23 protein-coding genes and 1 tRNA gene are annotated in these 25963 nt (G+C 56.5%); 6 read left to right on the top strand and 18 right to left on the bottom strand.

Going from position 1 to position 25963, the window contains the following annotated elements:
- Positions 1 to 9 precede the first annotated feature (9 nt).
- From fadJ to AACV31_RS00490, 3 genes are all read right to left on the bottom strand, one after another.
- On the bottom strand, positions 10 to 2163 hold the full coding sequence (fadJ, locus tag AACV31_RS00500; RefSeq protein ID WP_165154858.1) for a fatty acid oxidation complex subunit alpha FadJ: 2154 nt from the start codon (positions 2161 to 2163) through the stop codon (positions 10 to 12).
- A complete protein-coding gene (gene fadI / locus AACV31_RS00495) occupies positions 2163 to 3473 on the bottom strand; it encodes an acetyl-CoA C-acyltransferase FadI (protein WP_165154859.1) in 1311 nt (436 codons plus the stop codon). The genes fadJ and fadI overlap by 1 nt, the downstream gene beginning before the upstream one ends.
- Positions 3474 to 3640: 167 nt before the next feature.
- A complete protein-coding gene (locus tag AACV31_RS00490) occupies positions 3641 to 3925 on the bottom strand; it encodes a YfcZ/YiiS family protein (protein ID WP_007762938.1) in 285 nt (94 codons plus the stop codon).
- A 358-nt stretch (positions 3926 to 4283) separates the two neighbouring features.
- Here AACV31_RS00490 and fadL point away from each other — a divergent pair, with 358 nt between their 5' ends.
- Positions 4284 to 5645: a long-chain fatty acid transporter FadL gene (gene fadL, locus AACV31_RS00485; protein WP_165154861.1), complete on the top strand. Its 1362-nt coding sequence runs from the start codon at positions 4284 to 4286 to the stop codon at positions 5643 to 5645.
- 129 nt (positions 5646 to 5774) lie between these two features.
- On the opposite strand, the gene mlaA is transcribed toward fadL, so the two are convergent.
- Genes mlaA through ccmA form a run of 10 tightly spaced genes read right to left on the bottom strand, consistent with a single transcriptional unit; the run spans position 5775 to position 13417 of the window.
- A complete protein-coding gene (mlaA, locus tag AACV31_RS00480; RefSeq protein ID WP_007762943.1) occupies positions 5775 to 6530 on the bottom strand; it encodes a phospholipid-binding lipoprotein MlaA in 756 nt (251 codons plus the stop codon).
- Between the two features lie 23 nt (positions 6531 to 6553).
- Positions 6554 to 7738 carry a c-type cytochrome biogenesis protein CcmI gene (gene ccmI / locus AACV31_RS00475; RefSeq protein ID WP_370458092.1) on the bottom strand — a complete coding sequence of 395 codons (1185 nt, stop codon included), beginning with the start codon at positions 7736 to 7738 and terminating at the stop codon, positions 6554 to 6556.
- An 11-nt stretch (positions 7739 to 7749) separates the two neighbouring features.
- Positions 7750 to 8211: a cytochrome c-type biogenesis protein gene (locus AACV31_RS00470; protein ID WP_165154865.1), complete on the bottom strand. Its 462-nt coding sequence runs from the start codon at positions 8209 to 8211 to the stop codon at positions 7750 to 7752.
- Entirely contained in the window at positions 8208 to 8765 is a 558-nt protein-coding gene (locus AACV31_RS00465; RefSeq protein ID WP_165154867.1) for a DsbE family thiol:disulfide interchange protein, read from the bottom strand. Before AACV31_RS00465 ends, AACV31_RS00470 begins: the two co-directional genes overlap by 4 nt.
- A complete protein-coding gene (locus tag AACV31_RS00460; protein WP_165154869.1) occupies positions 8762 to 10711 on the bottom strand; it encodes a heme lyase CcmF/NrfE family subunit in 1950 nt (649 codons plus the stop codon). Before AACV31_RS00460 ends, AACV31_RS00465 begins: the two co-directional genes overlap by 4 nt.
- The gene (ccmE, locus tag AACV31_RS00455; RefSeq protein WP_165154871.1) at positions 10708 to 11187 is read right to left on the bottom strand and encodes a cytochrome c maturation protein CcmE; all 480 of its coding nucleotides are present in this window, start codon (positions 11185 to 11187) and stop codon (positions 10708 to 10710) included. The genes AACV31_RS00460 and ccmE overlap by 4 nt, the downstream gene beginning before the upstream one ends.
- On the bottom strand, positions 11184 to 11378 hold the full coding sequence (ccmD, locus tag AACV31_RS00450) for a heme exporter protein CcmD (protein ID WP_165154873.1): 195 nt from the start codon (positions 11376 to 11378) through the stop codon (positions 11184 to 11186). The genes ccmE and ccmD overlap by 4 nt, the downstream gene beginning before the upstream one ends.
- Positions 11375 to 12106, bottom strand: a complete 732-nt coding sequence (locus tag AACV31_RS00445) for a heme ABC transporter permease (RefSeq protein ID WP_165154875.1) — start codon at positions 12104 to 12106, stop codon at positions 11375 to 11377. The genes ccmD and AACV31_RS00445 overlap by 4 nt, the downstream gene beginning before the upstream one ends.
- Positions 12107 to 12146: 40 nt before the next feature.
- Complete coding sequence (gene ccmB / locus AACV31_RS00440) at positions 12147 to 12806, bottom strand: heme exporter protein CcmB (RefSeq protein ID WP_105539081.1); 660 nt, start codon at positions 12804 to 12806, stop codon at positions 12147 to 12149.
- Complete coding sequence (gene ccmA / locus AACV31_RS00435; RefSeq protein ID WP_165154877.1) at positions 12803 to 13417, bottom strand: cytochrome c biogenesis heme-transporting ATPase CcmA; 615 nt, start codon at positions 13415 to 13417, stop codon at positions 12803 to 12805. The genes ccmB and ccmA overlap by 4 nt, the downstream gene beginning before the upstream one ends.
- A gap of 199 nt (positions 13418 to 13616) precedes the next feature.
- On the opposite strand from ccmA, the gene AACV31_RS00430 reads away from it, so the two are divergent.
- The 5 genes from AACV31_RS00430 (at position 13617) to AACV31_RS00410 (ending at position 18743) form a co-directional block, all read left to right on the top strand.
- Positions 13617 to 14567: a formate/nitrite transporter family protein gene (locus AACV31_RS00430; RefSeq protein ID WP_165154879.1), complete on the top strand. Its 951-nt coding sequence runs from the start codon at positions 13617 to 13619 to the stop codon at positions 14565 to 14567.
- Between the two features lie 76 nt (positions 14568 to 14643).
- A tRNA-Arg gene (locus AACV31_RS00425) sits at positions 14644 to 14718 on the top strand.
- A 177-nt stretch (positions 14719 to 14895) separates the two neighbouring features.
- On the top strand, positions 14896 to 16053 hold the full coding sequence (locus AACV31_RS00420) for a tyrosine-type recombinase/integrase (protein ID WP_165154881.1): 1158 nt from the start codon (positions 14896 to 14898) through the stop codon (positions 16051 to 16053).
- 393 nt (positions 16054 to 16446) lie between these two features.
- On the top strand, positions 16447 to 17418 hold the full coding sequence (locus tag AACV31_RS00415) for a reverse transcriptase domain-containing protein (RefSeq protein WP_165154883.1): 972 nt from the start codon (positions 16447 to 16449) through the stop codon (positions 17416 to 17418).
- Positions 17415 to 18743 (top strand): AAA family ATPase, encoded by a 1329-nt coding sequence (locus tag AACV31_RS00410; protein WP_165154885.1) that lies wholly within the window; start codon positions 17415 to 17417, stop codon positions 18741 to 18743. Before AACV31_RS00415 ends, AACV31_RS00410 begins: the two co-directional genes overlap by 4 nt.
- 87 nt (positions 18744 to 18830) lie before the next feature.
- Here AACV31_RS00410 and AACV31_RS00405 read toward each other — a convergent pair whose 3' ends face one another.
- The 5 genes from AACV31_RS00405 to AACV31_RS00385 all read right to left on the bottom strand — a co-directional run bounded on the left by AACV31_RS00405 (position 18831) and on the right by AACV31_RS00385 (position 25947).
- Complete coding sequence (locus tag AACV31_RS00405) at positions 18831 to 19157, bottom strand: hypothetical protein (RefSeq protein ID WP_165154887.1); 327 nt, start codon at positions 19155 to 19157, stop codon at positions 18831 to 18833.
- Positions 19158 to 19159: 2 nt separating this feature from the next.
- Positions 19160 to 19399: a hypothetical protein gene (locus AACV31_RS00400; protein ID WP_097565996.1), complete on the bottom strand. Its 240-nt coding sequence runs from the start codon at positions 19397 to 19399 to the stop codon at positions 19160 to 19162.
- Between the two features lie 152 nt (positions 19400 to 19551).
- A complete protein-coding gene (locus AACV31_RS00395; RefSeq protein ID WP_165154889.1) occupies positions 19552 to 21618 on the bottom strand; it encodes a tail fiber domain-containing protein in 2067 nt (688 codons plus the stop codon).
- Positions 21619 to 21676: 58 nt separating this feature from the next.
- Positions 21677 to 22636: a DUF6453 family protein gene (locus tag AACV31_RS00390; RefSeq protein ID WP_165154891.1), complete on the bottom strand. Its 960-nt coding sequence runs from the start codon at positions 22634 to 22636 to the stop codon at positions 21677 to 21679.
- 2 nt (positions 22637 to 22638) lie between these two features.
- Entirely contained in the window at positions 22639 to 25947 is a 3309-nt protein-coding gene (locus AACV31_RS00385; protein WP_165154893.1) for a host specificity protein J, read from the bottom strand.
- Positions 25948 to 25963: the final 16 nt, after the last annotated feature.

The following is a 25963-nucleotide window of genomic DNA, read 5'->3' as shown; positions in this document are numbered from 1 at the left end:
TACGCTATATCAGACCGTCAGTTCAGCCTGCGGGTTCCCCGCGTGCCAAAATGTTTGCCCGGTCTGCGCCATGCGCAACAGCCTGTCGCACGGGGTAAAACGGTCTCCGTAACGGGTGGAAAGACGCGTGAGCGTCGCCACCACTGCCGCCGCGCCGAGCGTATCCATATAACGGAACGGGCCGCCAAGAAACGGCGGAAAACCGATGCCAAACACCGCGCCAATATCGCCGTCGCGCGCCGAGCGCACCACGCCTTCATCCAGACACCGCGCCGCCTCGTTAAGCATCATCATGACGCAGCGCTCTGCTATCTCCTCGCCGCTCAGTTTCCCACCCGGCTTGACGCCAATAAGCCCGTAAACCGCAGGGTCAACCTGCTTGTTGCTTTTACGCCCTTTCGCCGGATAAAGATAGAAACCGCGGCCATTTTTTCTGCCTTTGCGATCGTCATTCAAAATTGCTGCAACGGCGTCTCCCGGCGCGCTGAATCGTGGTCCGTAAGCGCGCTCCAGCACCGGCATAATTTTGGTGCCGACATCAATCCCGACTTCATCGAGCAGCTGGATCGGGCCGACCGGAAAGCCCCTTTTGACCAGCGCCTGGTCGATTTTCTCAATGCTCTCCCCTTCCATCAGGCAGCGCATCGCCTCATTAATGTAGGGCGCCAGAATACGGTTAACGTAGAACCCGGCGCAGTCGGCCACCACAATCGGCGTTTTGCCCTGTTTTTTGGCAAGCTGCACGGTGGTGGCAATGGTTTCCGCGCTGGTGCCCGCGTGCGGGATAACTTCCACCAGCGGCATTTTATCCACCGGGCTGAAGTAATGCAGGCCGATGACCTGCTCCGGGCGCGCGGCGCCTGCGGCGATATCGCCGATAGGCAGCGACGAGGTATTAGAGGCGAAAATCGTGTGCGGCGCGGTATGCGCTTCGATTTCCGCCACCATGTTTTGCTTGAGCGTTAACTCTTCGAAAACCGCTTCCACAACGATATCGCGCTGATGGAACCCTCGATAATCGGTGCTGGCGGAGATCAGCGCCATTTGGGCGTCGCGTTCGCTGGCGCGCAGATGACGGCGGCGCACTTTTTTCTCAAGCAGATCCCAGCTGTATTTCAGGGCGTGGTTAATGCCCTTTTCGCTGATGTCTTTGATACGCACCGGCAACCGGGCTTTGGTGGCGGTGACATACGCAATCCCGCCGCCCATCAGCCCGCCGCCCAGCACGCCGACCGAATGCAGCGCGCGCGGGGCGGCCTCGCTGCCGGTCTCTTTTTTAAGTTCGGTGGTGGCGAAGAACAGCCCTCGCAGCGCGGCGGATTCCGGCGTCATCGCCAGTTCGCCAAAGGCGCGGGCCTCCGCCTGATAACCGCTGGCGCTGCCCTGCTCAAGCCCCGTGCGCACCACGTCGATAATGCGCTGCGCCGCCGGGTAGTTGCCGTGGGTTTTCTGGTGCGTTTTCTGCGTCACCATGCGAAAGAGCAGCGCGCGGCCAAGCGGGCCGGCGAGCACGCGCTCGCGCACCGGTAGGTGGCGCGGCGAGGGGCGGCGTTTTTTCGCCAGTTCGGCAGCGGCTTCCAGCAGAATAGACTGCGGCACCACATCGTCCACCAGCCCGGCTTTCAGCGCCTGACGCGGCCTCAGCTGTTTGCCCGCCAGTATCATCTCAAGCGCGGTGCTGACGCCCACCAGACGCGGCAACCGCTGCGTGCCGCCGGAGCCCGGCAGCAGCCCCAACTGGACTTCCGGCAGCCCGAGCAGCGTTTTCGCATCGTCGGTACAGATGCGGCTGTGGCAGGCGAGCGCCAGCTCCAGCCCGCCGCCGAGACAGGCGCCGTGAATAGCCGCGACCACATGCACCGGCAGCGCGCGTATCTCCGCCATGATCTGCTGCCCCTGGCTTGCCAGCGCTTCGGCCTCCTGCGCGCTCTGGCAGTGCGCGATCATGTTGATATCCGCCCCGGCGATAAAGTTATCCGGCTTGGCGGAGATAAACACTACGCCCGCGAGATCGCGGTTGTCGCGAAGCGTTTTCACGATGGCGCGCACGTCGCGGGCAAACTCCGCCTTCAGCGTGTTCATTTTCTCGCCCGGTACGTCGATGGTCACCACCGCCACGTTGTCCGGGCGCATCTGTAAATCAAATGCGGATGTCGATTCCATTATTCGGCCTCCAGTACCATTGCCGCGCCAAGCCCGCCCGCCGCGCACGCGGTGACCAGCCCGAAACCGCCGCCGCGGCGGCGCAGTTCATTAAGCGTCTGGGTGATCATTCGCGCGCCGGTCGCCGCGAACGGGTGCCCGTAGGCGATAGATCCGCCGAGCACGTTAAATTTGCTTTCATCCACCTCGCCGGTGGCCTGGCTGCGGCCCAGCACCTCGCGGGCGAAACGGTCGCTTGCCAGCAGCTTCAGGTTCGTGAGCGTTTGTGAGGCGAACGCCTCATGCATATCAAAGAGCGTGAGATCGCCCATCGTCAGCCCGGCGCGCTCCAGCGCCAGCGGCGTCGCCCAGGCCGGGCCCAGCAGCATATCCTGCCAGACATCAATCGCGGTAAAGGCGTAGCTGCGCAGATAGCCGAGCGGCGTCAGGCCGAGCTCGCGGGCGCGGGATTCCGTCATCAGAATCACCGCCGCCGCGCCATCGGTGAGCGGCGTGCTGTTGGCGGCGGTCACGGTGCCATGTTTTCGGTCGAACGCCGGACGCAGTTTTGTGTAATCGGCCAGCGACGAGGTTTTGCGGATGTTGTTATCTTCGCTGAGCGGCTCGCGGTATGGCGGCGTGTATGCGGTCATCACTTCTTCACGCAATTTGCCCTCCGCCCACGCCTGGGCCGCCAGCTGGTGCGAACGATGCGCCAGCGCGTCCTGTTGTTCGCGGGTAATGCCATGCGTTTTCGCCATCTGCTCGGCGGTATCGCCCATGCGAAGCCCGGTGGAATATTCCGCCACGGCGGGCGGTACCGGCAGCAGGTCGCGCAGACGCAGGCGCGAGAAGAGTTTCAGCCGCTGCCCGGCGGTACGGGCTTTGTTTGCATCCACCAGCGTGCGCGCCAGTTTTTTACTGACGCCTATCGGCAGCACGGAGGACGAATCGGCCCCGCCTGCGATCCCGGCGCGGATGGTGCCCGCCATCAGGCTTTCCGCGACGTTCGCCACCGCCTGAAAACTGGTGGCGCAGGCGCGGCTGACGCTGTAGGCGTCGGTATGGACGCTCATGCCAGCGCCAAGCACAATTTCGCGCGCGATGTTTGGCGCCTCCGGCATTTGCACCACCTGACCGAAGACGAGCTGTTCAATCACCTCAGGCGGAATTTCGCTGCGGGCCAGCAGTTCGCCGACCACCATTTTACCGAGATCGACCGCCGGTACGCCATGGTACGCCGTCGCCTGACGGGCGAAAGGCGTGCGCAATCCACTGACAATGGCAATGCGATCCCCATGACGGGTGACCAGCGGTAGTGCCTGACTCATAACGTTCCCCTGTAAAAGGCTAAAAATGCATTAAGTGGTCTGACCTGATAACAGTTTTAACCAGAATTTTACATTCAGCCAATCACATAAAGGAAAAATTGCGAGGCAAAACACGAATTACGTAACAAGAAATGCGCCCCGGCGAGACCGGGGCGTAAGCGGCAGGATTAACGCAGGCTCAACTGGAAAATAACGGTTTCGGCCTGGCAGGCGAAAACAAAGTCGATGTCCAGACGCACGCCGTCGGCTTCTTCAGTAAAGCGCGGGGTTATCTGGCACGGCTCGGACTCGACTTCACGCGCTCTGGCGGTAAGTGCCGCGAGGGTGGCGTCGGCGTCGGCGCGGTTTGCGAATACGCGGCTGTAAGAGGCGACGCAGTCGGTGTTATCAATAATGGTGCCAACATCAATACAGCAGCAAACCGGGGTTTCATCAGCACTGCATTTGGTCATGGTGATTTCCTCTGTATTTACTGAAAAGGGATACGTCTATTTTACGCCCCGACCCGGGACCTCTCTACCAGTTCTTCTGGTTTGCGCCCATAAGTGACCGAAATCACACTTAAAAATGATCTAACGCAATAATCACCAGATTGATGAATTGTCGCACCCCGAAATTTTGCTAAACGGATCGCGTTTCTTAGATCACAATTGAAAAAACTTATAAACATACTTGCAACATCTCTGCTGGTCGGACCTATACTCTCGCCACTGGTCTGATTTCCCTGCCGTACCTCAGACCCTACACTCCGCGCTCCTGTTACGTCACGTAACATTATTTGAATAAAAATAAATGGATGAGGTTATGGTCATGCGCCAGAAAACCCTGTTTACCAAATCTGCTTTAGCAGTCGCAGTGGCAATCGTGTCTTCTCAGGCCTGGTCCGCAGGTTTCCAGTTAAACGAATTCTCTGCCTCCGGTCTGGGCCGCGCCTATTCCGGTGAAGGCGCTATGGCGGATGACGCAGGCAACGTCAGCCGTAACCCGGCGCTGATTACCATGTTTGATCGCCCGACTTTCTCCGGCGGGGCGATTTTCGTCGACCCGGATGTGAATGTGTCTGGTCAATCCCGTACGGGCCGCAGCCTGGACGCCGATAACATCGCGCCGACCGCCTGGGTGCCAAACCTGCACTTTGTCGCGCCGATTAACGAGCAGTTTGGCTGGGGCGCGTCCGTCACCTCCAACTACGGTCTCGCCACCGAATACAACAACGGCTACACCGCAGGTTCCGTCGGCGGCAAAACCGACCTCGAAACGCTGAACCTAAACCTCAGCGGCGCGTATCGCCTCGATAACCACTGGAGCTTCGGTCTGGGCTTCGACGCCGTGTATGCGCGCGCGAAAATCGAGCGTTACGCGGGCGACCTGCCGCAAATCATTGCAGGCGGCTTGCCAGCGCTTGTGCAATCCGGCCAAATTGATTCACAGACCGCTGCACGGCTCGGCGCTGCTGCAGGCGGCATTAATAGCGACACCCAAATTGCGCACCTGAAAGGCGACGAGTGGGGCTTTGGCTGGAACGCGGGTATCCTGTATGAACTGGATAAAAATAACCGTTACTCCCTGACCTACCGCTCTGAAGTGAAAATCGACTTTGACGGCGATTATAAGAGCAGCCTGCCGGCAGCGCTTAATCCGATTAACGCCGCGCTGGGCCTTGGCCTGCCTTACGGCACGGGTGGCAGCACCACTGGCGGCTCGCTGACCCTGAACCTGCCTGAAATGTGGGAAATCTCTGGTTATAACCGTATCGCGCCGCAGTGGGCCGTTCACTATAGCCTGACCTACACCAGCTGGAGCCAGTTCCAGGAGCTGAAAGCGACCAATAACAACGGCGACACGCTGTTTAAGAAAGAAGAGAAATACCGGGACGCGTACCGCATCGCCCTCGGCACCACCTATTATATGGACGACAACTGGACCTTCCGTACCGGTATCGCCTTTGATGACAGCCCGGTGCCAGAGCAGCAGCGCTCTATCTCCATTCCTGACCAGGACCGTCTCTGGCTGAGCGCCGGTACCACTTACGCCTTCAATGAAGACGCCTCCGTGGATGCCGGTGTGTCTTATATGCACGGCCAGCACGTCGAATTCACCGAAGGCCCGTACACCTTCAAATCTGAAGGTAAAGCCTGGCTGTATGGCGTGAACTTTAACTACCGTTTCTGATCGGAATAACACGATAAAGGCGAGCTACGGCTCGCCTTTTTTACTGGCGTTTAACGCCTGGCGTGAAATAAAAAAGCGAGCCCCGGCCCGCTTTTTTTATTTATGTTAAGAATGAACGCATCCGGCGTTTTATTCCGAATCGATATCCTTAAGATCCCCTTCAATCGCCTGCGCGTTAGGGTTTTCATTCGGCTTAAGCTTACCGCCGTTGGCGATAAAGTCGTGGCGCTGGAAATAGGCTTCACGCACCAGGATGTAAGGATCGGAGGACTGGCGCAGCAGGCCGTCGGAATCCAGCAACTGAGCGCGCGACTCCACGCCTTCCACCGCCCATTTACCGAGCGACAGCGGCCAGGTCAGCCAGGAGAGCACCGGATATGTGGTGTCCGCCATATCGCCGACATCCTCACGCAGCGTAAAGCTGCCGTAGAACGGCAGTTGCACATACGGCCCGTAACCGACGCCATACGTGCCAAGCGTACTGCCGAAACGGTGCGGCTCTTCGCGCTGCAGTTTCGGGTTCGCCATACCGGCCACGTCGATAAAACCGCCCATCCCCAGCAGGGTATTCAGGAAGAAACGGGTGAAGTGCACCATCCCCTGGTAGGGGTCGCCCTGAATGAATTTATTGAGCATCGAGGCGGGTTCTTCCAGGTTGCTGGTGAAATTGCCCAGCCCGTTGCGTGCCGGTTGCGGCACGTAGTCGCGCCAGGCGACAGCCACCGGGCGCAGCACATAAGGGTCAACCACGTCATAGTTAAAGGTAAACATGGTGCGGTTGAACCCTTCTAAGGGGTCGGAACGCCCTTGCTGCGGCTCTGACGAACTGGCGCAGCCCACTAAAAGCGTGGCCGCCAGCGCAAGCCCGGTAAGGCGAAAGTTCATAGCAGTCTCCCTGTAAATGGTAACTAACCCGCTCCTGATGGCGAAGGCGCAACCAGGACGTCCACCGGCGAAGCCGGGTTGAGCGTGGTGACACGGCGCTCGCCTGTCCAGTCTCCGGGTTGCACGGCCGCGTTGCCGTCCCGGGAAATATGCACCTTCACAATACCCTGCGTGACATGCTCAAGCCCCCGCTCAGGGAGCATCGCGTCAGCGTCATCAAGCATTATTGTCAGCGGAAAATGGCCCAGCGGCAATTTTTTCACCAACACGGGCACGCCGGATACGCCATCCGTCACGCTGACAAAGAGTATCCCTTTATCCGGCAAGGCTTTATTCGAAACGGGTGAGAGCGTGATTTTAACAGCCAGTCTGGCGTTGTCCATGCCGCTGTCCACCCGCGCCTGCTGAATGCCGCGCAGCACGGCCGCCCGGCGCGCATCGTCCGGCGGCAGGCGCGTCAGCATCGCCTGCCAGATGGCGATCGCCTCCGGATAGCGCTGCTGGCGAAACGCGCTGAAGGCGAGCAGCCCCTGCGCGCGCAGATTATCCGGCGCCTGCGCCGCGACCGCTTTCAGCATTTGCTCGCCGAGGCGGTTATCGTCCGGCTGCGCCGAGCGCGCTAACACTTCAGCATAGTCGAGCCGCGCTTCGGTGCTTTGCGAATTGAGCTGCCAGGCGCGTTTAAACGCCTCTGTGGCCGTATCGGCGTTATTCAGCACCATACCGATGCGCCCGAGCATCGCCCAGCCTGCGGCGTTGCGTGGTTCTTCCTGCAAACGCGTGCGCAGCCCAAGCCCGAGGCGCGTCAGTTCATCCACCGTGAGCGGCGCCGCGTGCGGGTCCATTACGCGCGCCACCAGTGAAGGCGTCTCGCGCGTCGCCGCCTGCCAGGCATTCACCTGTTTAAGGCTATGCGTCGCCATGAACAGCCCGCCGCTGACCACGACGACCAGCAGCACGCCCGCCAGCAGCGCGCCATAACCCGCATGGCCCGTTCTCTGCGCGCGCGGCGCGGGGATATCCGCCAGCAGGCTGTGCTGCAATTCCACCACCAGCGCCTCCCGGGCCTCGGGCGGTTCATCGTTAAGCTCCCGCAGACGCGAATAATAGAGTGTGCGGTTCAGCGCATCGCGGCTGAGCGCGCGCCGGTCGCGCCACGGGTAAAGCACCAGCGCCGCAACGCCCGCCAGCAGGACGACGATAACCATGATTAACGCGCTCACGGGCGTTTTCCTTCTTCATTCAGCAGCGCGCGCAGCCGCTCCTGTTCGTCTTCGTCAAGCGGGAGAGGCTCACGGCGGGCGCGACGGGTGCGCGCCACCAGCACGGCAACGCCGCCTGCCGCAAACAGCGCGGGCAGCAGCCAGAGCAGTATCGTGCCAGCCGTGACGGGCGGATCGTAGGTCACGAAATTCCCGTAGCGCGCCACCATATACGCCACAATTTGCTCGCGGCTCTGCCCCTGTTGCATCAGTTCATAGACCTTCTGGCGCATGTCGGCCGCGATCATCGAACCGGAATCGGCAATGCTGTTGTTCTGGCACTTCGGGCAGCGCAGCGCGCCGGTCAGCTCGCGGAACTGCTGCTCCTGCGCCTCATTGTGAAAAGGGTACGCCTCGATGGCGGCGAAAACATGACACGTCAGCAGCAGACCGGCCAACAGGCTTAACAGGCGTTTCACGGCTTGCCCTCCTGGTTGAGCGCATCCCACAGCGGTTTGACGTCCTGACGCCAGACCTGGTCATTCAAATCGCCCGCGTGGCGATAGCGAATCACGCCGCGCCCGTCGATAACAAACGTCTCCGGCGCGCCATAAACGCCCAGATCCAGCCCCAGCATCCCGCTGCCGTCAAACAGGCTCAGCGCGTAAGGGTTGCCGAGCGTATTAAGCCACGCCACGGCTTTGGCGCGATCGTCTTTATAGTTAAGCCCGACGATTCTTACGCCCTTCGCGGCCAGTCCGTTGAGAAACTGATGTTCGGCGCGGCACGTCGGGCACCAGGTCGCCCAGACGTTAAGCAGTAGCGGCTTACCATTCACAAGCGCGGCGCGATCGTAGGTCACGCTCGGGTCATCAAGCGCGGCGAGCCGGAACGCGGGCAGCGGCTTGCCCACCAGCGTGGACTCCAGCTGAGACGGATCATCGCCCGCCGCGTTGCGCGTCAGTTGCCAGAACAGCACGGCGGCAAGCAGCAGAAACAGCGCCAGCGGGATCAGTAAAATGCGGCGTCTCATGCGGCCTCCTGCGCTTTTTTCAGCCGGTAACGCGGGTCGAGCATACAGAGCAGCCCGCCGAGCGCCATCAGCAGCCCGCCGTACCAGATCCAGCGGACAAACGGTTTGTAATAGAGCCGCACCGCCCAGCTGCCGTCGTCGAGCGCTTCGCCGAGCGCCGCGTAGAGATCGCGCGTCAGCCCGCCGTCGATAGCAGCTTCGGTCATCACCACACCGTTGCTGTTATAGGCGCGCTTTTCAGCGCGCAGCGTCGCCTCGGGTTTACCGTCGCGCAGCACATCGATAATCCCGACCGCGCCGCGCCAGTTTGGCCCCTGCGCGTTGCGCACCTCGCGGAACACAAAGCGGTAATGGTGAATATCGACGCTGTCGCCCGCCGTCATGCGCACGTCGCGCTCCACGCTGTAGTTCTGGCTGAACGCGATGCCAATGACCGTCACGGCAAGCCCGACGTGCCCGAGCGTCATGCCCCACTGACTGCGACTTAATTTCCACAGCCCGCGCCACAGCCCATGACGGTGTGTAGCGCGATCAATCAGTTCCATCAGCGTTAACACCAGCACCCAGACCGCCATCATCAGCCCGGCGACCGTCATCGCCTTAACGCTGTCCTGCAAAAGCCAGGGCAGGATCAGCGAGGCCGCGAGCGTGACCACCAACGCCGCCAGCAGACGACGGCGTAGCTTCTGCGGCTCATCACGCCGCCAGCGCACCAGCGGCCCGACGCCGAGCAGCAGCGCGAACGGCGCCATCAGCGCGCTGAATAGCACATTAAAAAACGGCGCGCCGACGGAAATCGACCCCAGCCCCAGCGCCTTATGCACCAGCGGCAGCAGCGTGCCGAGCAGCACCACCAGCATGGCGGTGATCAGCAGAATATTGTTGCCGAGCAGAAAGCTCTCACGCGACCAGAGCGCATTGCCCACCCGCGCCCTGACGCTGCCGCCTTTTACGGCATACAGCAGCAGCGAGCCGCCGATAACAATCACCAGCAGCGCCAGAATAAACATGCCGCGCGCCGGATCGGAGGCGAATGCGTGCACGGACACCAGCACGCCGGAGCGCACCAGGAAGGTGCCGAGCAGGCAGAGCGAAAAGGCGGTGATGGCGAGCAGCACCGTCCAGGCGCGGAAGCTGCCGCGTTTTTCGGTAACCGCCAGCGAGTGCATCAGCGCCGTGCCCGCCAGCCACGGCATCAGCGACGCGTTTTCGACCGGGTCCCAGAACCACCAGCCGCCCCAGCCCAGTTCGTAATAGGCCCAGGCGGAGCCGAGCACGATGCCGATGGTCAGAAACACCCATGCCGCCTGCGTCCACGGGCGCGACCAGCGCGCCCAGGCGGTGTCGAGCCGCCCCGTTAAGAGCGACGCCACGGCAAAGGCGAACGCGACCGAAAACCCGACATAGCCCATATACAGCAGCGGCGGATGAAAAATCAGCCCGATATCCTGAAGCAGTGGGTTGAGATCGCGCCCTTCAATCGGGAATTCCGGCAGCGTGCGGGTGAAGGGGTTTGAAGTCAGCAGAATAAAGAGCAGGAAGCAGAAATTAATCCCGCCCATCACTGACAGCACGCGGGCGATGGCCTCCTGCGGCATCCCGCGGCTGAAGATAGCCACGGCAAACGTCCATGCGCCCATCAGCAGCACCCACAGCAATAGTGAGCCTTCATGCGCGCCCCAGGTCGCCGCCACGCGATACCAGACCGGCAGCTCGGTGTTGGAGTTGCTCGCTACATAGAGCACCGTGAAATCATTCACCACAAAGGCGTGCACGAGGATCAAAAACGCGCCCAGCAAACAAGCGAAAAGCGCACAGGCGAGCGGGCGCGCCAGCGCCATCAGCCGCGGCACCTGACGCATCGCGCCCCACTGCGGCCAGAGCGTGAGCAGCAGCGCCAGTCCGGCGGCGAGGCACAGCAAGACGTTACCGATTTCCGGCATCATGGGCGGTTATCCTTATACGCCTGCGGCGGGCGCGAGTGGTTGACGTCCATCGCCGCTTTCACCTCCGGCGGCGTATAGTTTTCGTCATGCTTCGCCAGCACTTCGCGGGCGTGAATGCGCTGATCCTCGCCCAGCACGCCTTGCGCCACCACGCCCTGCCCTTCACGAAACAGATCGGGCAGAATGCCGTCGTAATCGACATCCACCACGCCGCGCGCGTCATAGAGCCGGAAGCTCACCTTCAGGCTCTGGCTGTCGCGCTTCACACTCCCCGGCATCACCATGCCGCCGACGCGCAGCCGCTCGCCAGGCTCCGGCTTCTCCTGCGCAGCGCCTTTGCCGTAGAGAATTTCGCCCGGCGTATAGAAAAGATCGATATTGGCGCGCAGCGCGTAGAGCACCAGCGCAAGCGTCAGCCCCAGCCCTGCCAGCACGGCGAGCGCGACCCACAGGCGCGTTTTACGACGCGGGTTCATCGCGACACCTCCGCGCCCTGGCGTCGGCGCTCGCGCGCCTGACGCTTCTCGATCTCCCGGCGCAGCGCGCGACGTGCGAAACACGTATGCGCGATCAGCAGCGCCAGCGGAATGACGGTCATCGCCACCGCCAGCCAGACGTAAAAGGCGTAGCCGCCCATCAGAAAAAACGTGGTCAGCGCGGCGGTCATGATTTTTTCTCCAGCACTGCCGCCACCCACGGGCGATGACGCTCCTGAAGCAGCAGCAGGTTGCCGAGGCGCATCAGCGTGAGCGTGACAAACAGGCACAGAAAACCGGCGAGATTCCAGCGCAGCGGCGCGCGCATGCTCGGGTCGATGCTCTGCTGCATATTGGTGGAGCCCTGATGCAGCGTGTTCCACCACTCCACCGAGTAGTGAATAATGGGCAGGTTCACCACGCCCACCAGCACCAGTAGGCCCGCGGCGCGGCCCGCGAGGCGGCGGTCGTCAAAGGCGTGCCAGAGGGCTATCACCCCCGCGTATAAAAACAGCAGCACCAGCTCGGAGGTAAGCCGCGCATCCCAGATCCACCAGGTGCCCCACATCGGTTTACCCCAGGCGGAGCCGGTCGTCAGTGCAATAAAGGTATAGACCGCGCCCACCGGCGCCATCGCCATCACGCCAAGATCGGCCGCCCGGTTCTGCCACACCAGCCCGATAAACGCCGCGACCGCCATTGAGGCATAAATGCCCATCGATCCCATCGCCGCCGGGACGTGCAGATACATGATGCGGTAGCTGTCGCCCTGCTGGTAGTCGGGCGGCGCGAAGACAAACCCCCAGACGCAGCCCGTCGCGAGCAGGACTGCGCTCAGCCACGCCAACCACGGCGTCAGCCGTCGGCAAAGCCCGTAGAGCCGCTCAGGCCGGGCCCAGGGGTGTAAGAATTTCCACATGTTGTTGCTCACATAAACGTTATCGCCCGCACGCGCGGGCCTACTGAATACTGATACGCAGCGCCGCTGCGGTGGCGAACGGCAAGAGCGTGACGCTTCCCGTCAAAAACGCGCCTGAGATCGCGAAAAAGCCGCCGACCGGAAGCTGCATCACGGCAGCGTCCACCGCGGCGGTGGAGAAAATCAGCAGCGGGATCGCCAGCGGCAGAATAATCAGGCTCAGCAGGATGCCGCCGCGCCGCAGCCCGGCCGTCAGGGCCGCGCCCAGCGCCCCGAGAAAGCTCAGCGTCGGCGTGCCGAGCAACAGCGTCAGCATCAGCGTCAGCGCCGCATGTCCGTTCAATCCCATCAGCAGCGCCGCCAGCGGCGAGAGCACCACCAGCGGCAGCCCGGTCGCCACCCAGTGAGCGGTCACTTTCGCGATAACCACCACCGGCAGCGGCGTTGGCAGCAGCATCAGTTGTTCCAGCGCGCCGTCGCGCGCGTCGTCGCGAAACAGCCGGTCCATCGCCAGAAGCGAGGCAAGCAGCGCCGCCACCCACACTACGCCCGGCGCGATGCGCGCGAGCAACTGCGGCTCCGGGCCTGCGCCGAGCGCGAACAATACAATCACCACCAGAAAGAACCACAGCGGGTTAAGGAGCTCCGCACGATGACGCGCGGCAAGGCGCAGCTCGCGGCGAATAATGCGGCCCATCATGCGGCGGGCTCCGGCGTCAGGGTTAACGTGCGGTGCGCGACGTTAAGCGCCAGCGGCTGGTGAGTGGTGACTATCACCGCCCCGCCGCGTGCCGCGTGCGCCTCCAGACGCGCCGTCAGCGTCGCCACGCCTGCGGCATCAAGCGCCGTCAGCGGTTCATCCAGCACCCACAGCGACGCGTCGCTGAGCCACAGACGCGCCAGCGCCACGCGGCGCTGCTGGCCTGCTGAGAGCTGCTCAACCGGCAGATCTTCATAGCCGCCAAGCCCGATGGCGGCGAGCGCCTGCCAGCGCGCCTCGCGCCGGGTATACGGGTGATAAAACGCGAGATTTTCATCGGCGGTGAGCGCCGCTTTGATGCCCGGCAGATGGCCGAGCCACAGGAGTTCCTGATGAAAGGCTGAACGCGTGCGCGCCAGCGGTTCGCCGCGCCAGCAGACATCGCCCTCTTCCGGGCGCGCCAGCCCCACCAGCAGGCGCAGCAGCGACGTTTTCCCTGCCCCGTTCGCACCGGTCACGTGCACGATATCTCCCGGCGACACGCGAAACGAGAGCGCGCGAAACAGCAGTCGCTCGTCGCGTATGCAGGCAAGATTCCGGGCTTCTAACATGGGGCGGCTCCTTTCAGGCGAGTCGGGAATAGTACCACAGGGGAATGACGCGGCCACCTCACGCGCCGCGCAGGTGGCGAAACCCCGTGCGATAGCGCGCGAAATCGCCACCGGGCAGGCCGAATTGTCTGTTTTTCCGGATAACAGCCGCCGACGCGCTACGCTTAACGAAGCCCCCCTAACCTGACAGGAACCCCATATGGACAAAATCGGCGAGGAAAAAATCGACGACGCGGATGAGCTGGAAGTCGAGAGCGAAGAGAAAAAGAGCGGCGAAGAGATAGAAGTGGATGAAGAGGCGCTGCCGTCGCGCGCGATGGCGATCCACGAGCATATTCGCCAGGACGGCGAGAAAGAGATGGAGCGCGACGCGATGGCGCTGTTCTGGTCAGCCATCGCCGCCGGGCTGTCAATGGGCGCGTCGCTGCTGGCCAAAGGCATTTTCCATGTGCACCTGGAAGGCATTCCCGGCGGATTTTTACTGGAAAGCCTCGGCTACACCTTTGGTTTTATTATCGTCATTATGGCGCGCCAGCAACTCTTTACCGAGAACACCGTCACGGCGGTCCTGCCGGTGATGCAGAACCCGACCGGCACCAATATGCTGCTGTTGCTGCGGCTCTGGGGCGTGGTGCTGCTCGGGAATATCGTCGGCACCGGCCTTGCGGCGCTGGCGTTTGAGTTTATGCCGATTTTTGATGAGGCGACGCGCGACGCGTTTGTAACTATCGGCACGGAAGTGATGCACAACTCGCCGGGCGAGATGTTCGCTAACGCAATTATCTCCGGCTGGATCATCGCGACCATGGTGTGGATGTTCCCGTCTGCGGGTGCGGCGAAGATTGTGGTGATCATCCTGATGACCTGGCTTATCGCGCTCGGCAACACGACGCATATCGTGGTCGGTACCGTCGAGATCCTGTACCTCGTGTTTAACGGCACTATCCACTGGAGCGAATTCTTCTGGCCGTTCGCCCTGCCGACGCTTGCGGGCAACATCATCGGCGGTACGTTTATCTTCGCGCTATTAAGCCATGCGCAGATCCGTAACGACATGAGCAATAAGAAGAAATCAGAAGAGAAAGCGCGCCTGAAAAAAGAACAGAAAGCGCGTGAAAACGAAACCAGAGGCGGCTCACAAAAACGCTGACGATGGCGATTGTTTAACCGAACAGGCGGCTAAGCCCTTAACGGCGGTGTAAAAATCGGTATACTGACGCCGCCTCGTCCCCTTAGTTAAATGGATATAACGAGCCCCTCCTAAGGGCTAGTTGCAGGTTCGATTCCTGCAGGGGACGCCATTTCATAGTTCGCCCGCCTCCGACACCGTTCGCAAATCATGACAAAACCCAGTAAAAAAGCCATTCCAGCGTTCGCGCTTGTTCGCATCGGTTCGTTGAAAGCCTCATTTTTTCTTGGGTAAATTTTGGGTAAAATAGTTTTACCCATCAATTTTTTACCCAGTGGGGTTTTACCCAATGCTTACTATTAAGCAGATAGACGCAGCCAAACCTAAAGAAAAGCCCTACCGTTTAGCCGATGGGAATGGGCTATATCTATATGTGCCAGTGAGCGGAAAAAAGGTTTGGCAGGTTCGTTATCACATTGGTGGGAAAGAAAAAATCCATACTGTCGGCAAATACCCTGAGATCGGCCCGGCAGAAGCCAGAAGCATGACTTTTGAACTTAAACGCGATCTTGCTCTTGGGATTAACCCTGCGGTTAAGAAGAAGCAACAGGAGACCAAACCGGATAGCTTCGGCTCAATCTTCGAGGAATGGTATCAGCACAAAAAGCAAGTGTGGTCGGAAGGATATGCCGATGAACTACGCCGAATGTTTGATGCAGATATTTTGCCGTTTCTTGGCGGCATGGCTTTAGAAGAAATAGAACCCATGACGCTTCTAGCGGTGCTACGCCGGTTCGAAGATCGTGGTGCAATGGAGCGGGCCAATAAGGCACGTCGACGCTGTGGAGAGGTGTTTCGCTATGCCGTAGTAACCGGTAGAGCTAAATATAACCCTGCGCCTGATCTGGCGGATGCTATGAAGGGATACAGGAAAAAGAATTTCCCGTTTCTTCCAGCTGATCAGATTCCTGCTTTCAACCAGGCGCTTGCAGGCTATGGTGGGAGCGTAGTTTCTCGCATTGCTACTCAGGTGCTGCAATATACGGCCATGCGTACTAAAGAGTTGCGCTCTATGCTGTGGCAGAATGTCGATTTTGAAAACCGGCTTATCTTAATCGATGCGGAAGTGATGAAAAATCGCAAACAACATTTGGTTCCAATGTCGCAGCAAGTCTACGATCTTTTAAAGCATCTTCAACCCATCACTTCGCTTTCGCCGTTCGTGTTTGCCGGGCGTAACGATAAGCGCAAACCTATCAGCGAGAATACTGTTTTACAGGTTATCCGCCAAATCGGATACGAGGGGCTGGCTAGTGGTCATGGCTTCCGGCACCAGTTCAGTACCATTCTTAACGAACATGGGTGGCCTCAGGATGCCATTGAACGGCAGCTCGCTCACGTTGATCGCAATAATATTCGCGGCATCTATAACCATGCCCAGTACCTTGATAAGCGTCGGGAAATGATGCAATGGTGGGCTGATTGGCTGGAGAACGGCATTGAGTGATGCGCGGCTTCACGTAGAGTACATGCATCCAACAGTTGTATCATCAAAACGTTAATTATACTCATGTGATAAGTAGCTCACATATCTTACCTGCTTTTATTGCCATTATTTACAATGACTTAATGTTAAGTTGCCTTACTGGATCGTCCCCGGATACCAAAGTTAAAGCCAAGACTTGCTAAACATAACGGATGAGGTCATAATCAGTACATGCTTCTGACTTGGAGCATCTCCAGTCAATCAGGAAGCCTCTATAGGCAGTATAAGGTCTTGTAAAATTATTAAGGCTCCCGTAAAGTTCTTGCGGGAGCCTTAATAATTTCATATATCCGCAAAAGGGTTTCAGCACTTCATTCTGAAGATTTTATAAGACTAATCACAGGTAATAATAGCATGAAAAATAACAGCCTGGAGAGTGTTTTTAATTCTTACTTTAACCATAAAAAGAATTTTGATGATTTCCATAATATCCGTACAGAAGAAGAAGTTCGCCTTATTCCCCTTAGCAGGACGAAAGCTGATCTTTATCAATGTTCAGATAGACTAAAACTCATTCATACATTTCTTTCGCGCTTTATATTCAGCGAAATGCCTGTGCGAGAAGATATTGTTTTCTCATATAGAAAAGAAGTAAACATATCCGAGGCCGTAAAACCCCACTGCAATAGCGAGTTTATTTTTAAAACGGATATATCGAATTTTTTCCCCTCGATCAGTAGTGAAGCCGTATCAAATAAACTATCCAAGTACTACGATTATCTAAGCACCATTGACATTGAAGATGTAAAAAAAAATATAGAAAGGATAGTCTATCTCTGCACTTTCGATAATCGATTACCTATTGGTTTTTCGTCCTCACCATCAATAAGCAACTTTTGTTTTTTTGATTACGACAATATTATCGAATCATATTGTAAAGATAAACAATACATATATACTCGTTATGCAGATGATTTAATCATTTCATCTCAGCATGAAATTCTTAAAAAAGAAATAACTAATGACCTTATAGGCATTTTATCATCAGATCCATTATTGAAGCTTTCTATTAATCATAAAAAAACAAAAGTTATCACAAAAAAATATGAAAGAAAGGTTTTGGGCATTAGCATACTAAACGACGGAAAAATGACGGTAAGCAAAGCAACTAAAACGGATATTGAGGTTAAACTGCATCTGCTCAGAACCGATCGAGATAAGCTGATGAATTATACAGGAATGGATGAAATGTCATCTATCTTATCTATAGCAGGCGTTCTGAGCCAGATCAATAACATTGATCAAGACTATTTATTTCACCTGCGAAAAAGGTATGGTAATGCCATCATAAGTAAACTCCTCAGAGGCAAGGAGCTGCTTAAATGATCATTAGTGTAGATATTAGAGAACTTCAGCATCTCTCCAACATTAGTGTAACTTTTGATTTTTCACGTGACCCGCTTATCTGTATGACAAGCAAAAATGGTGTGGGCAAAACATCAATTATAAAAGCCTTAGCCCTTCTTAAAGATACTGCTATCGTAAGTAAAACCTCTTCCGTCTTTAGCATTAGCGAAAATACAGAAATAGATATAAAAATTGAAGAAAAACTTTACGCTTTCAGATTTAACAATGGAGATCTTGATACAAAAGACATACTTAGGGATGAGTCATTTATAAACGTTGAACTTCCAATTCCTTATGGTAAACGTTTCTCAGAGTTTCCAGCCTTGGGTAATATTGACATGACGCTACGAGAAATGTACCTCAAAAAAAACTATGAAGACGCCCATGAATTAATCGCTTTTCTGAACATTGTCTATAAAGACGCTAATAAATTCCAGAATCTTAAATTCGTCACTATAAAGGGTGTGCAATACTTTTTTTTGCCGCTTGACGACAATCGTTATATTCGTGAGGATTATTTCAGTTCAGGTGAGTTTTTTGTTATAAGTATTTTCAAAATGATAACTTCTTCTAGCAAAATAATCATTATTGATGAAATAGACGTGTCGTTGGACTCCTCTGCACAAGTTTCCCTAATGAATGCAGTTAAAAATATCTGCTTGGAGAAGGATAAAAAAATCCTCTTCACTACACACTCATTAGCAATTATGAAAACTATCTATGAATATGGAACACCAATCATTTACCTAAAAAATGAAAATGGTGAAGTAATTCATAACCTAGTTTCATACAGTTTTATTCAGTTTGAAATGTTCGGATTTCATGGTTTTGACAAATATATATTTACTGAAGACGTGACCCTCGAAAGTTATATAAACCTTAAGTTGTCTGCTATTGAAACGAAAAATCGAATAAAGGTAATTTACATAGGCGGCTGTAGTAACGTTGTCGATTTAATGAAGCGCAATGCCTGGACTCAATTTATTTGTGCGCCTCATAATGCAGTAGCGATTTTGGATGGTGATGCAAAAGATAAATATGGCAATCGTGATGATGTTATTTTTAGTCCCTATGATGATATAGAAGATGAAATTTTTAATAAATATAAACAAGAAAATTCACCGTATGGGCTTCCCGATGTTGCGCCAGAAAATGCAAAATCCAAAGCTTACTGGAAAAAGTTGCAGGAAAGGCGTGAGGAACATGGTCTAACACAAGAGCGAATCTTTGAAATTCTTGAGGCAGGTTTTGAAGAACAAGTTTCTGATTTTTTTAAAAAAATAAAAACCTTTGTTAACGGCTAAGCACATAAATTATATTCAGTTTCCACCATAAAGCTCTCTTTTCGTTAGTATAGAAAAAATAATGAAAAACATCTCGCATCTATTCTATTAGATTATGGGCCGCTGATCAGTGATGCTGTCCGCGCTGTGAATGGTATGCGTAACCACTCCGGCGATCTCCACATCATCCAGCGCCGAGCCCTCCAGCGATTCCCCATCGTCAGTAATGATCCCGTGTTGGGTGATAAACCCAAATTGCACATTCCCATATAAAGAGAAGAGAACGGTCGCGCCGATGGTCGCCATTATGCTGATATCTATCACCGCGTAGCCGGTGGGCGTCTCAACGATGCGGCTATTCATACCAATAGCGCATATACCATCGAGAGTTACGCGGCGCTCGATGTAATCCGTGGCGGGTGATGGGAAGCCCATGATCAGATCCCCCCGTTCGGGTTGTACATCGCCAGGGTGCGGTTTTCGCCTTCCTCGGTCGATATGTCTTTAAACGTTGTTAGGCAGGCATCCATCCATTCGTTCGCCTGCTTTAGCGACCAGTTCCAGTTAACGGCGGCCAGCTCTTTCACAAAGTCGGCAGTCGTTACGGTGCGGCGGCCTCTGGCGTCCAGCTTCATAGCCCGACGAAAGGCGGTTTCAATCTCATAATAGCGCGGCATAATTTCCTCCCCATAAAAATACTGTATATAGATACAGTAGTTTCATGAAGAAATTAGATCAAGGCAGTGGCACCTATCAATCGCAGCGGCAGAATATATTTTCATGATCGATCACTACTACAGCGCGGCCCAGGCGGGCCGCTGCTGGTTCATCATTCGCTGGTGGTCGTATCTCCGGAGGCTGTGAGGCTGGCGAGTGTTGCTTTCATCTCTTCCAGCTCAGACTTGAGCGCATCCATCTCTGCCCGCACCTCTTTAAATGCTTCGACATACAGGGCCGCTAAGGCGTTATAGTCAACCGCCAGAGGGTTCTCAATCGGGCGACACTCCTTATCGATAGTGGTCTTGTCTGCCTCGCATTTCGTTACGGCCTCCGGCAAGACCTTCTGAACGTCCTGGGCAATCAGGCCGGCATTTCGCACGGTATTCTGCACCGTTGTATGCATCGAATAAGTTACGCCGCGAAGCTGGCAAATCTTATCGAGGGCGCTCTCTACTGGCTTAATCCAGAATTTAGCCCGCTCGTCAGAGATGTTGGTGAACTTAACAGCGCGAACCTCACCCGTAGAGCCGTTGACCGACATTTCTGAACCCGTCGCGCCTGTAGAGCTATTGTCTGGCCTGATGCATATTAATTGCCCGTTTGCGATAGGTCTTGAATAAATAACCCCACGATTTTTGTTGTCGCTGTTAATAAAATAAAGATGTGCGTTTGCCGTGGTAGATATAGCTTTAGAGTTTAAATAACCAGAACGAGACTCAATTGTTGAGCCATACAATCCCTTGTTACACCCGGCCCATGCATCTGTCATTGTGATACTTGTGCCGTATTTATAGTTGGTCATTACAGTGTCATAGCTTGCACCAGATCTGCCCACAAGCATGATGTTTGAATTATCACTATCACGAATAAGCATGTAAGTTGCCTGGTTCGCTCCGGTAGGGCGTAACGTCAAAACCTCACCATTGCTCTTAAACTCGGCACCAAAACCAGACATAACGCGACCAGACGGCTCAACCTCCCCATTCTGCCTGATCGTGAAGAATCGCGGCCCCGTCGGGTTACGGTTAACTATTGATGCGTTGCCAGTAGACGTGTCGCACCACATCTCGATCCGGGCTTTAGTTGTGCCATCAGATCCGACAATTTCAGAAGATAATGAGTTACCCCTTACAGGATCGTCAGAGACTTTCCTCGTATAAATGTCGCTATTACCTTTTATCAGGTTGAACTCGACATTATTAGCGACATCAAGACCGAGATTTTTCCTCGCTCCGGAGGCATCTTTTGCTCCAGTGCCGCCCTGAGCAATAGCAAGGGGGATATATTCATCAGCGCCATTAAGGGCGCCCCACGTTCCGTTATCAAAAATGAACAGACGCGAGCCTGCTGGCTTACCGAGCGCTGTAGACGTTGACCCCTGCGTTACGCGGTCAATCCCTAGGTTAACTTTTGCGGCAGACATGTTTGAAACATCAGCCAGATTCTGATCTTTCTTCAGCACCTTTGTAGCGTCGAACGAATCAGCGAGGTCTTGTGCGCGCTCAGCCTGCTTAAGTGCCTCAGATGCCGACTGGCTCGCTGATGTGGCCGAATTTGTCGCCGAGCTGGCGCTGGTGGCTGCACTGGTGGCGCTCCTGGCGGCGGCAGCCCCGGCGCTTTCTGCGGCATTCTGCGCTGCTGTAGCGCTGGTGGCCGCGCTCTCTGCGCCGGTACGGGCGGTTTCTGCTGCCTTCCGGTCAGCGCTTACGCTGGCCTGCGCTGCTTTCATGTCATTAACAATTTGCTGTAGCCGGTCAGGATCGAGGTCTTCCAGCAGGTTAACGATAAACGGCCAGCCTGGGCCTTTAAATTCGCTGCCGTCGGGTAGGGTGACAGTGACGTTATTACTCTCGGAAAATACCTGCTGCCAGTTCGCTTTGTCATGGTTCAGGCCGCGTAAAGCCTCTGTGACTTGGTTCACCACTTCCATCGTGATCTGGCTCATGGTGCTGCGCGGCACCGCCGACCATGCCAGGCCGTCAGCGTCCGGGCCTGTATAGGGTTTGGTTAGCGTTAGCGCCGTGTCGCTGTCCACTGACTTAATCGCCAGCGTATAGACAACCTGCCCCGCCGTGAAAACGATGTAATCACCGGCAGCCAGCTCGGCGGTGAAGGTGGTGCCTGCGCCTGTAATGGCGGTTGCGCCACTGGCGATGCTGATAGTGCCTTTAGCCATTCAGTTAACTCCTGAAAATAAAAAACCCGCCGCAGCGGGTTATTTAATAAATAAACGGTCAGTACATGCTGTCGAGCAACAAAACATTCATGCCGGTTGTTTTATTGGCCGTCACGGGATAGTCAGCCGTCCAGACAGCGGCCACATAACCACGCCCTACCCGGACGGAATTACCCGACCGGACAAGCCCCTGATATTTGGCATAGCACCAGCCGCCGGATATGTCGGTCTGTGCGCCATACCGCCCCAGCATGATGTACCGGTTGCCAATATCCGCGGCGGTGCCGGATGGCTTATAAAATGCGTTGCTGTAAAGGAACGGGCGTTTAGTCGTTGAAAACGTGCACTGCCCTTTGCTGTTAAAGAAATTAAGCCCCGGCCCCGCCACCGGCGCGACGCCGGTCGCAAAGATAACCACGTCCATTGTCACGGTGGCGTTAACGTTCGCCCCGTTACGCTCGGCCACGGCACGGACCACGCTGCCGTCATACTCCACCACAACGCCGTTTGCGCTCCACTTCGCAAACACGGCGTAGGATTGCCGGTTGTAGCCCGTTGAGGGAGGCGACCAGGAGCCGGTAAACGTCACCCGACCGCGATAAACGCACTGGCCGACCGTGGCGGCGTCGGTGATGGCGGTAAAGTCGGTACTGTCAGAAATGTACAGCCCGCGGTTTCCCGACTGGCTCGCGGGGAGGATCTGCCAGACCGTGCCGGGGTATATTTTCCCGTTGCTCATTTTGTAATTTGACCATACGGAGAAGGTCAGTACATTTCCGCTCTGAGATACGCCGGTTAACACGTCCATGTCCGGGATCAGACTGGTGCCGCCGCCCACATAAATCCCGGCGGTGACGTGCGGCGCAAACACTGCCGTTGCGCCCGTCACATAGCCCGGAATGGTGTATTTATTCCCTTTACCGCTGGCGTACCCGCAGTAAGACGGACACCGAAGGCCCGCCGTTATTTCCATTGCAGGGCCGCCGTCTTTCAGGTCGATATATAATCCGCTCGGCATTGCTACCACGTTCCCAGAATAATACGGCCACCATTAGCCAGATTGACGGTGACGCCATTGCCGTTAATAACAACGGTATTACCGGCACCGGCCATAGAAAACTGCCCCTGCGTTGCGATAATGGTTCCTCGCACCGTCACGTTATTAAACTCAGCGGCGCCAGCCTTATTAATCATCCAGCCGGTTTTACCCGCGGCATAATTGTTCGCCTGAATTACTGCGCCAATTTTGGCGTTTGTAATTGTGCCATCCTGAATAAAGGCGCTGTTCATAAACACCTGCCCGTTCACAACCGCAAACGGTGAATAACGGTTGTCGCCGCTGCCGCTCATCACAACAAACTGGTTGGCATTCACGGCGAAACGAGTATCAACGGCCTGGCCGTTTACGGTCACGGCAACCGACATCCCGGCGTCGTAATACTTCCCTTTGTACTCCACACCGGTTTTCATGGTGTAGATGGCCGAGCCGCCACTGGCGTCAACATACGCATCCATTTTGCCTTCAACCGCGGCGGCCACCTCGCCGAACTTTGCCACAACCGTATCGTTGATCTCGCTGATGGCTGAGGTGTTGTCTGCCGTGGCTTTCTCCAGGCGGGAGGCGGTGGCCTCGAAATCCTCAAATTTCGCGTTTACGGTGGTTTCCAGCGCCGCTACGGACTTGTTTGCATCGGCGGCCAGCGTCTGCGCCTGAATGATGCCAGCGCGGTTTTTGCCGTACTGCTTCCACTGCTGAATCACCGTGTCATGGCCGTTCAGGGCGTTCTGCAGGATGGCTTCCGGGTCGAGGGTTATCTGACTTAACAGCGCTTCGCCGTCTTCTTTCGTCAGAAAGTCATCGGCAATATCGCCCAGGTAATCCCCGGCCTGGTCGTTCGCCATACCCTCGATCCAGTCTGTCCAGCCCGACTCGTTGCCCAGTTTATCGACCAGCTGCGCGCGGTATAAAAACCGCTGTCCGGCTTTCAGGCCGAGCTGCGAATAATCCCGCTGCGGATAAGGCACATCAGCCAGCAAAAGCGGGTTATCGGTGTCACCGTTCACCACATACTGGATCTCGGTTTTGAGTGTGTCGCTGGTGTCAGCCGGGAAGCCCCAGCTCAGACGCACGCCCCAGTTCAGCGATTCGGCAGAGAAATTAACCGGTTTTGGCGGGTTCCCCTGCTTGCCGGTCAGCGCCGTTAACTCTGAATAACCCCATACGCTGGAGACTTCCACGGCGTTAATCGCACGCACGCGCACCAGGTATCCACCCGCATAAATGCCATCGATATCGAAGCCGCAGACCGAGGAGCGCGGGATGTTCACCCAGTTGTTGTTATCGCGGCGCCACTGGGCCTCATAAGCGATAGCCCCTTCAACTGCATCCCAGGTGGCGTGGAGGGTCTGGATCGCCATGCCCTGATTAATCACCGTGAAGCCTTCAATCTTCACGTTTTGCGGGGCTGCAACGTGGCCCGGCGGCACAACACTGATCGGGCGCTCGTCAATGATTGCCCCGGTATCGATACGCGCGTATTTGTCCGGGTCGTGCCAGGCTGCAACGATGTTGTAAGTGCCGTCGCCGTTATCCGTCACGCTGGTAACGCGGTACTGCTGCGCGTACAGATCATCGCTCTCGACCGTCCAGCACGCCCCGGCGTCCGGCGTTGTATCCCAGGCGGCGGTGACCGTCACCACGTTACCGGAAACCGTGGCAATGGTGCGGGCCTGGACGGTGCCGTCAGGCAGGTTTACCAGCAACCGATCATCATTTTTCGCCGACGGCACGCGGTCGAGGGTGACCGTCCGGCCATCGGCTGCGCTGATGCGCCCGCCCATCACGCGCCCGGAAAGCATTTCATCAGCCACGGCAATGATATAGCCCGGCAGCGGGATATTACCGTCGAGCCCCACGGCGAACGTAACGATGCGGTCGCGGTTGTTGGTCAGGATGCCCCAGCGGCCCTTTCGGTTGGCCTCGCTCTGCCTGGTACAACCGATGGCGGTTATCTCAAGCTGGTTGACGCCGTAGCGGTTAACCAGATCCGGCTCGAATACGGGTTCCATCGCGTCGGCGTACTGATTATCGGGATCAGACCAGCTCACCAGCGCCGTAGAGTAGCGGGCCTTTGTCGTGCTGCTGGCGTAGGTAAAGCGCCCCTCCACCACGTTCGCGCGGGTGTAGACGTAATCCACATCGCGCGGCATGTCTGCCAGCGTCACCAGCTGATCGCCGCCCCAGTAGGTCATGCCCCGGAAGATGGCCGAGAAATCTCGTAAAACGGTGAAGGCATCGGCGCGGTTCTGCACATAGACGTTGCAGACATACCGCGGCTCTTTGCCGTCGCCGCCCCTGCCGTCCGGCACCAGCTGATCGCAGTATTGCGCCACCTGATAGAGCGCCCATTTGTCCACGTTGTCGGCATCCAGCCGGTCGCCCAGCCCGAAACGGTCGTTCAGCACCAGATCGTAAAACACCCAGGCAGGGTTATCCGTCCACGCCCATTTAAACGTGCCATCCCAGGCGCCGGTATAGCTGCGTGTATCGGGGTCATAGTTCGCCGGTACGCGGATCACGCGCCCGCGCGGCTCGCAGGAGATTTGCGGAATGGAGCCGTTAAACTGGCTCGAATCGAATTCCATGTAGAGCAAGGCGGTGTTCGGATAGCGCAGCTTCGCATCAATGATGGTGGTGTAGCTTTGCAGCATCATGGTATCGCCGATGCGTGCGCTGTTTGCGTTCGGTGTCAGCCTGCGAAGGCGTATGTTCCACGTTTTACCGGCGGGTAAATCAATGCGGTGGCTTCGCTCGTAGCCGCTGGTGGTTTTGCCGGATACGGCTGTTTTCAGCACCTCTTTCCAGTTGCCGCCGTCAACCTGCATTTCAATGACGTATTGCAGCGTGTAGCCCACCATGTCGCCGTTATCTTTCTGCTGAAACAGTTGCGGCCATTTGATGCGCAGGCGAACGGCGGAAAGCGTGGAATCGTCAAAGGTTCGCGTCCAGCCCTTTTCCGTGGTGATCTGCATATTGGAAAGCGGGAATTCGTTTTCGGCGCCGGGAATGCCCTGGATGTATTCCTGGGCCTGCGTGCCGGGGCGAAACTCCCATTTTATGCCGGGGTAATTCTCGCTCCCGTCAGGGTTAACCAGCGGCGTGCCGTCCAGGAAGATAGACTTGCCATCAAGCTGGCCGTCGAACTCCCCTTCACCCAGCGCCACCAGCACTTTGGCTTTGGCGACGGAAAGCAGGTTGTCGTCCTGCTCTTTCGGGGTGTGCTGCTTGCCGCCGCCACCTTTCGCGCCATGAATCGCTTTTTCTGTCATATTGCGCCCACAAAAA

It is taken from the genome of Cronobacter sp. EKM101R, from assembly GCF_963888145.1.
GTDB classification, from domain to species: Bacteria; Pseudomonadota; Gammaproteobacteria; order Enterobacterales; family Enterobacteriaceae; genus Cronobacter; species Cronobacter turicensis.
Note: the sequence above shows the minus strand (reverse complement) of the source record. Positions and strands in the feature narration are given on the sequence as shown.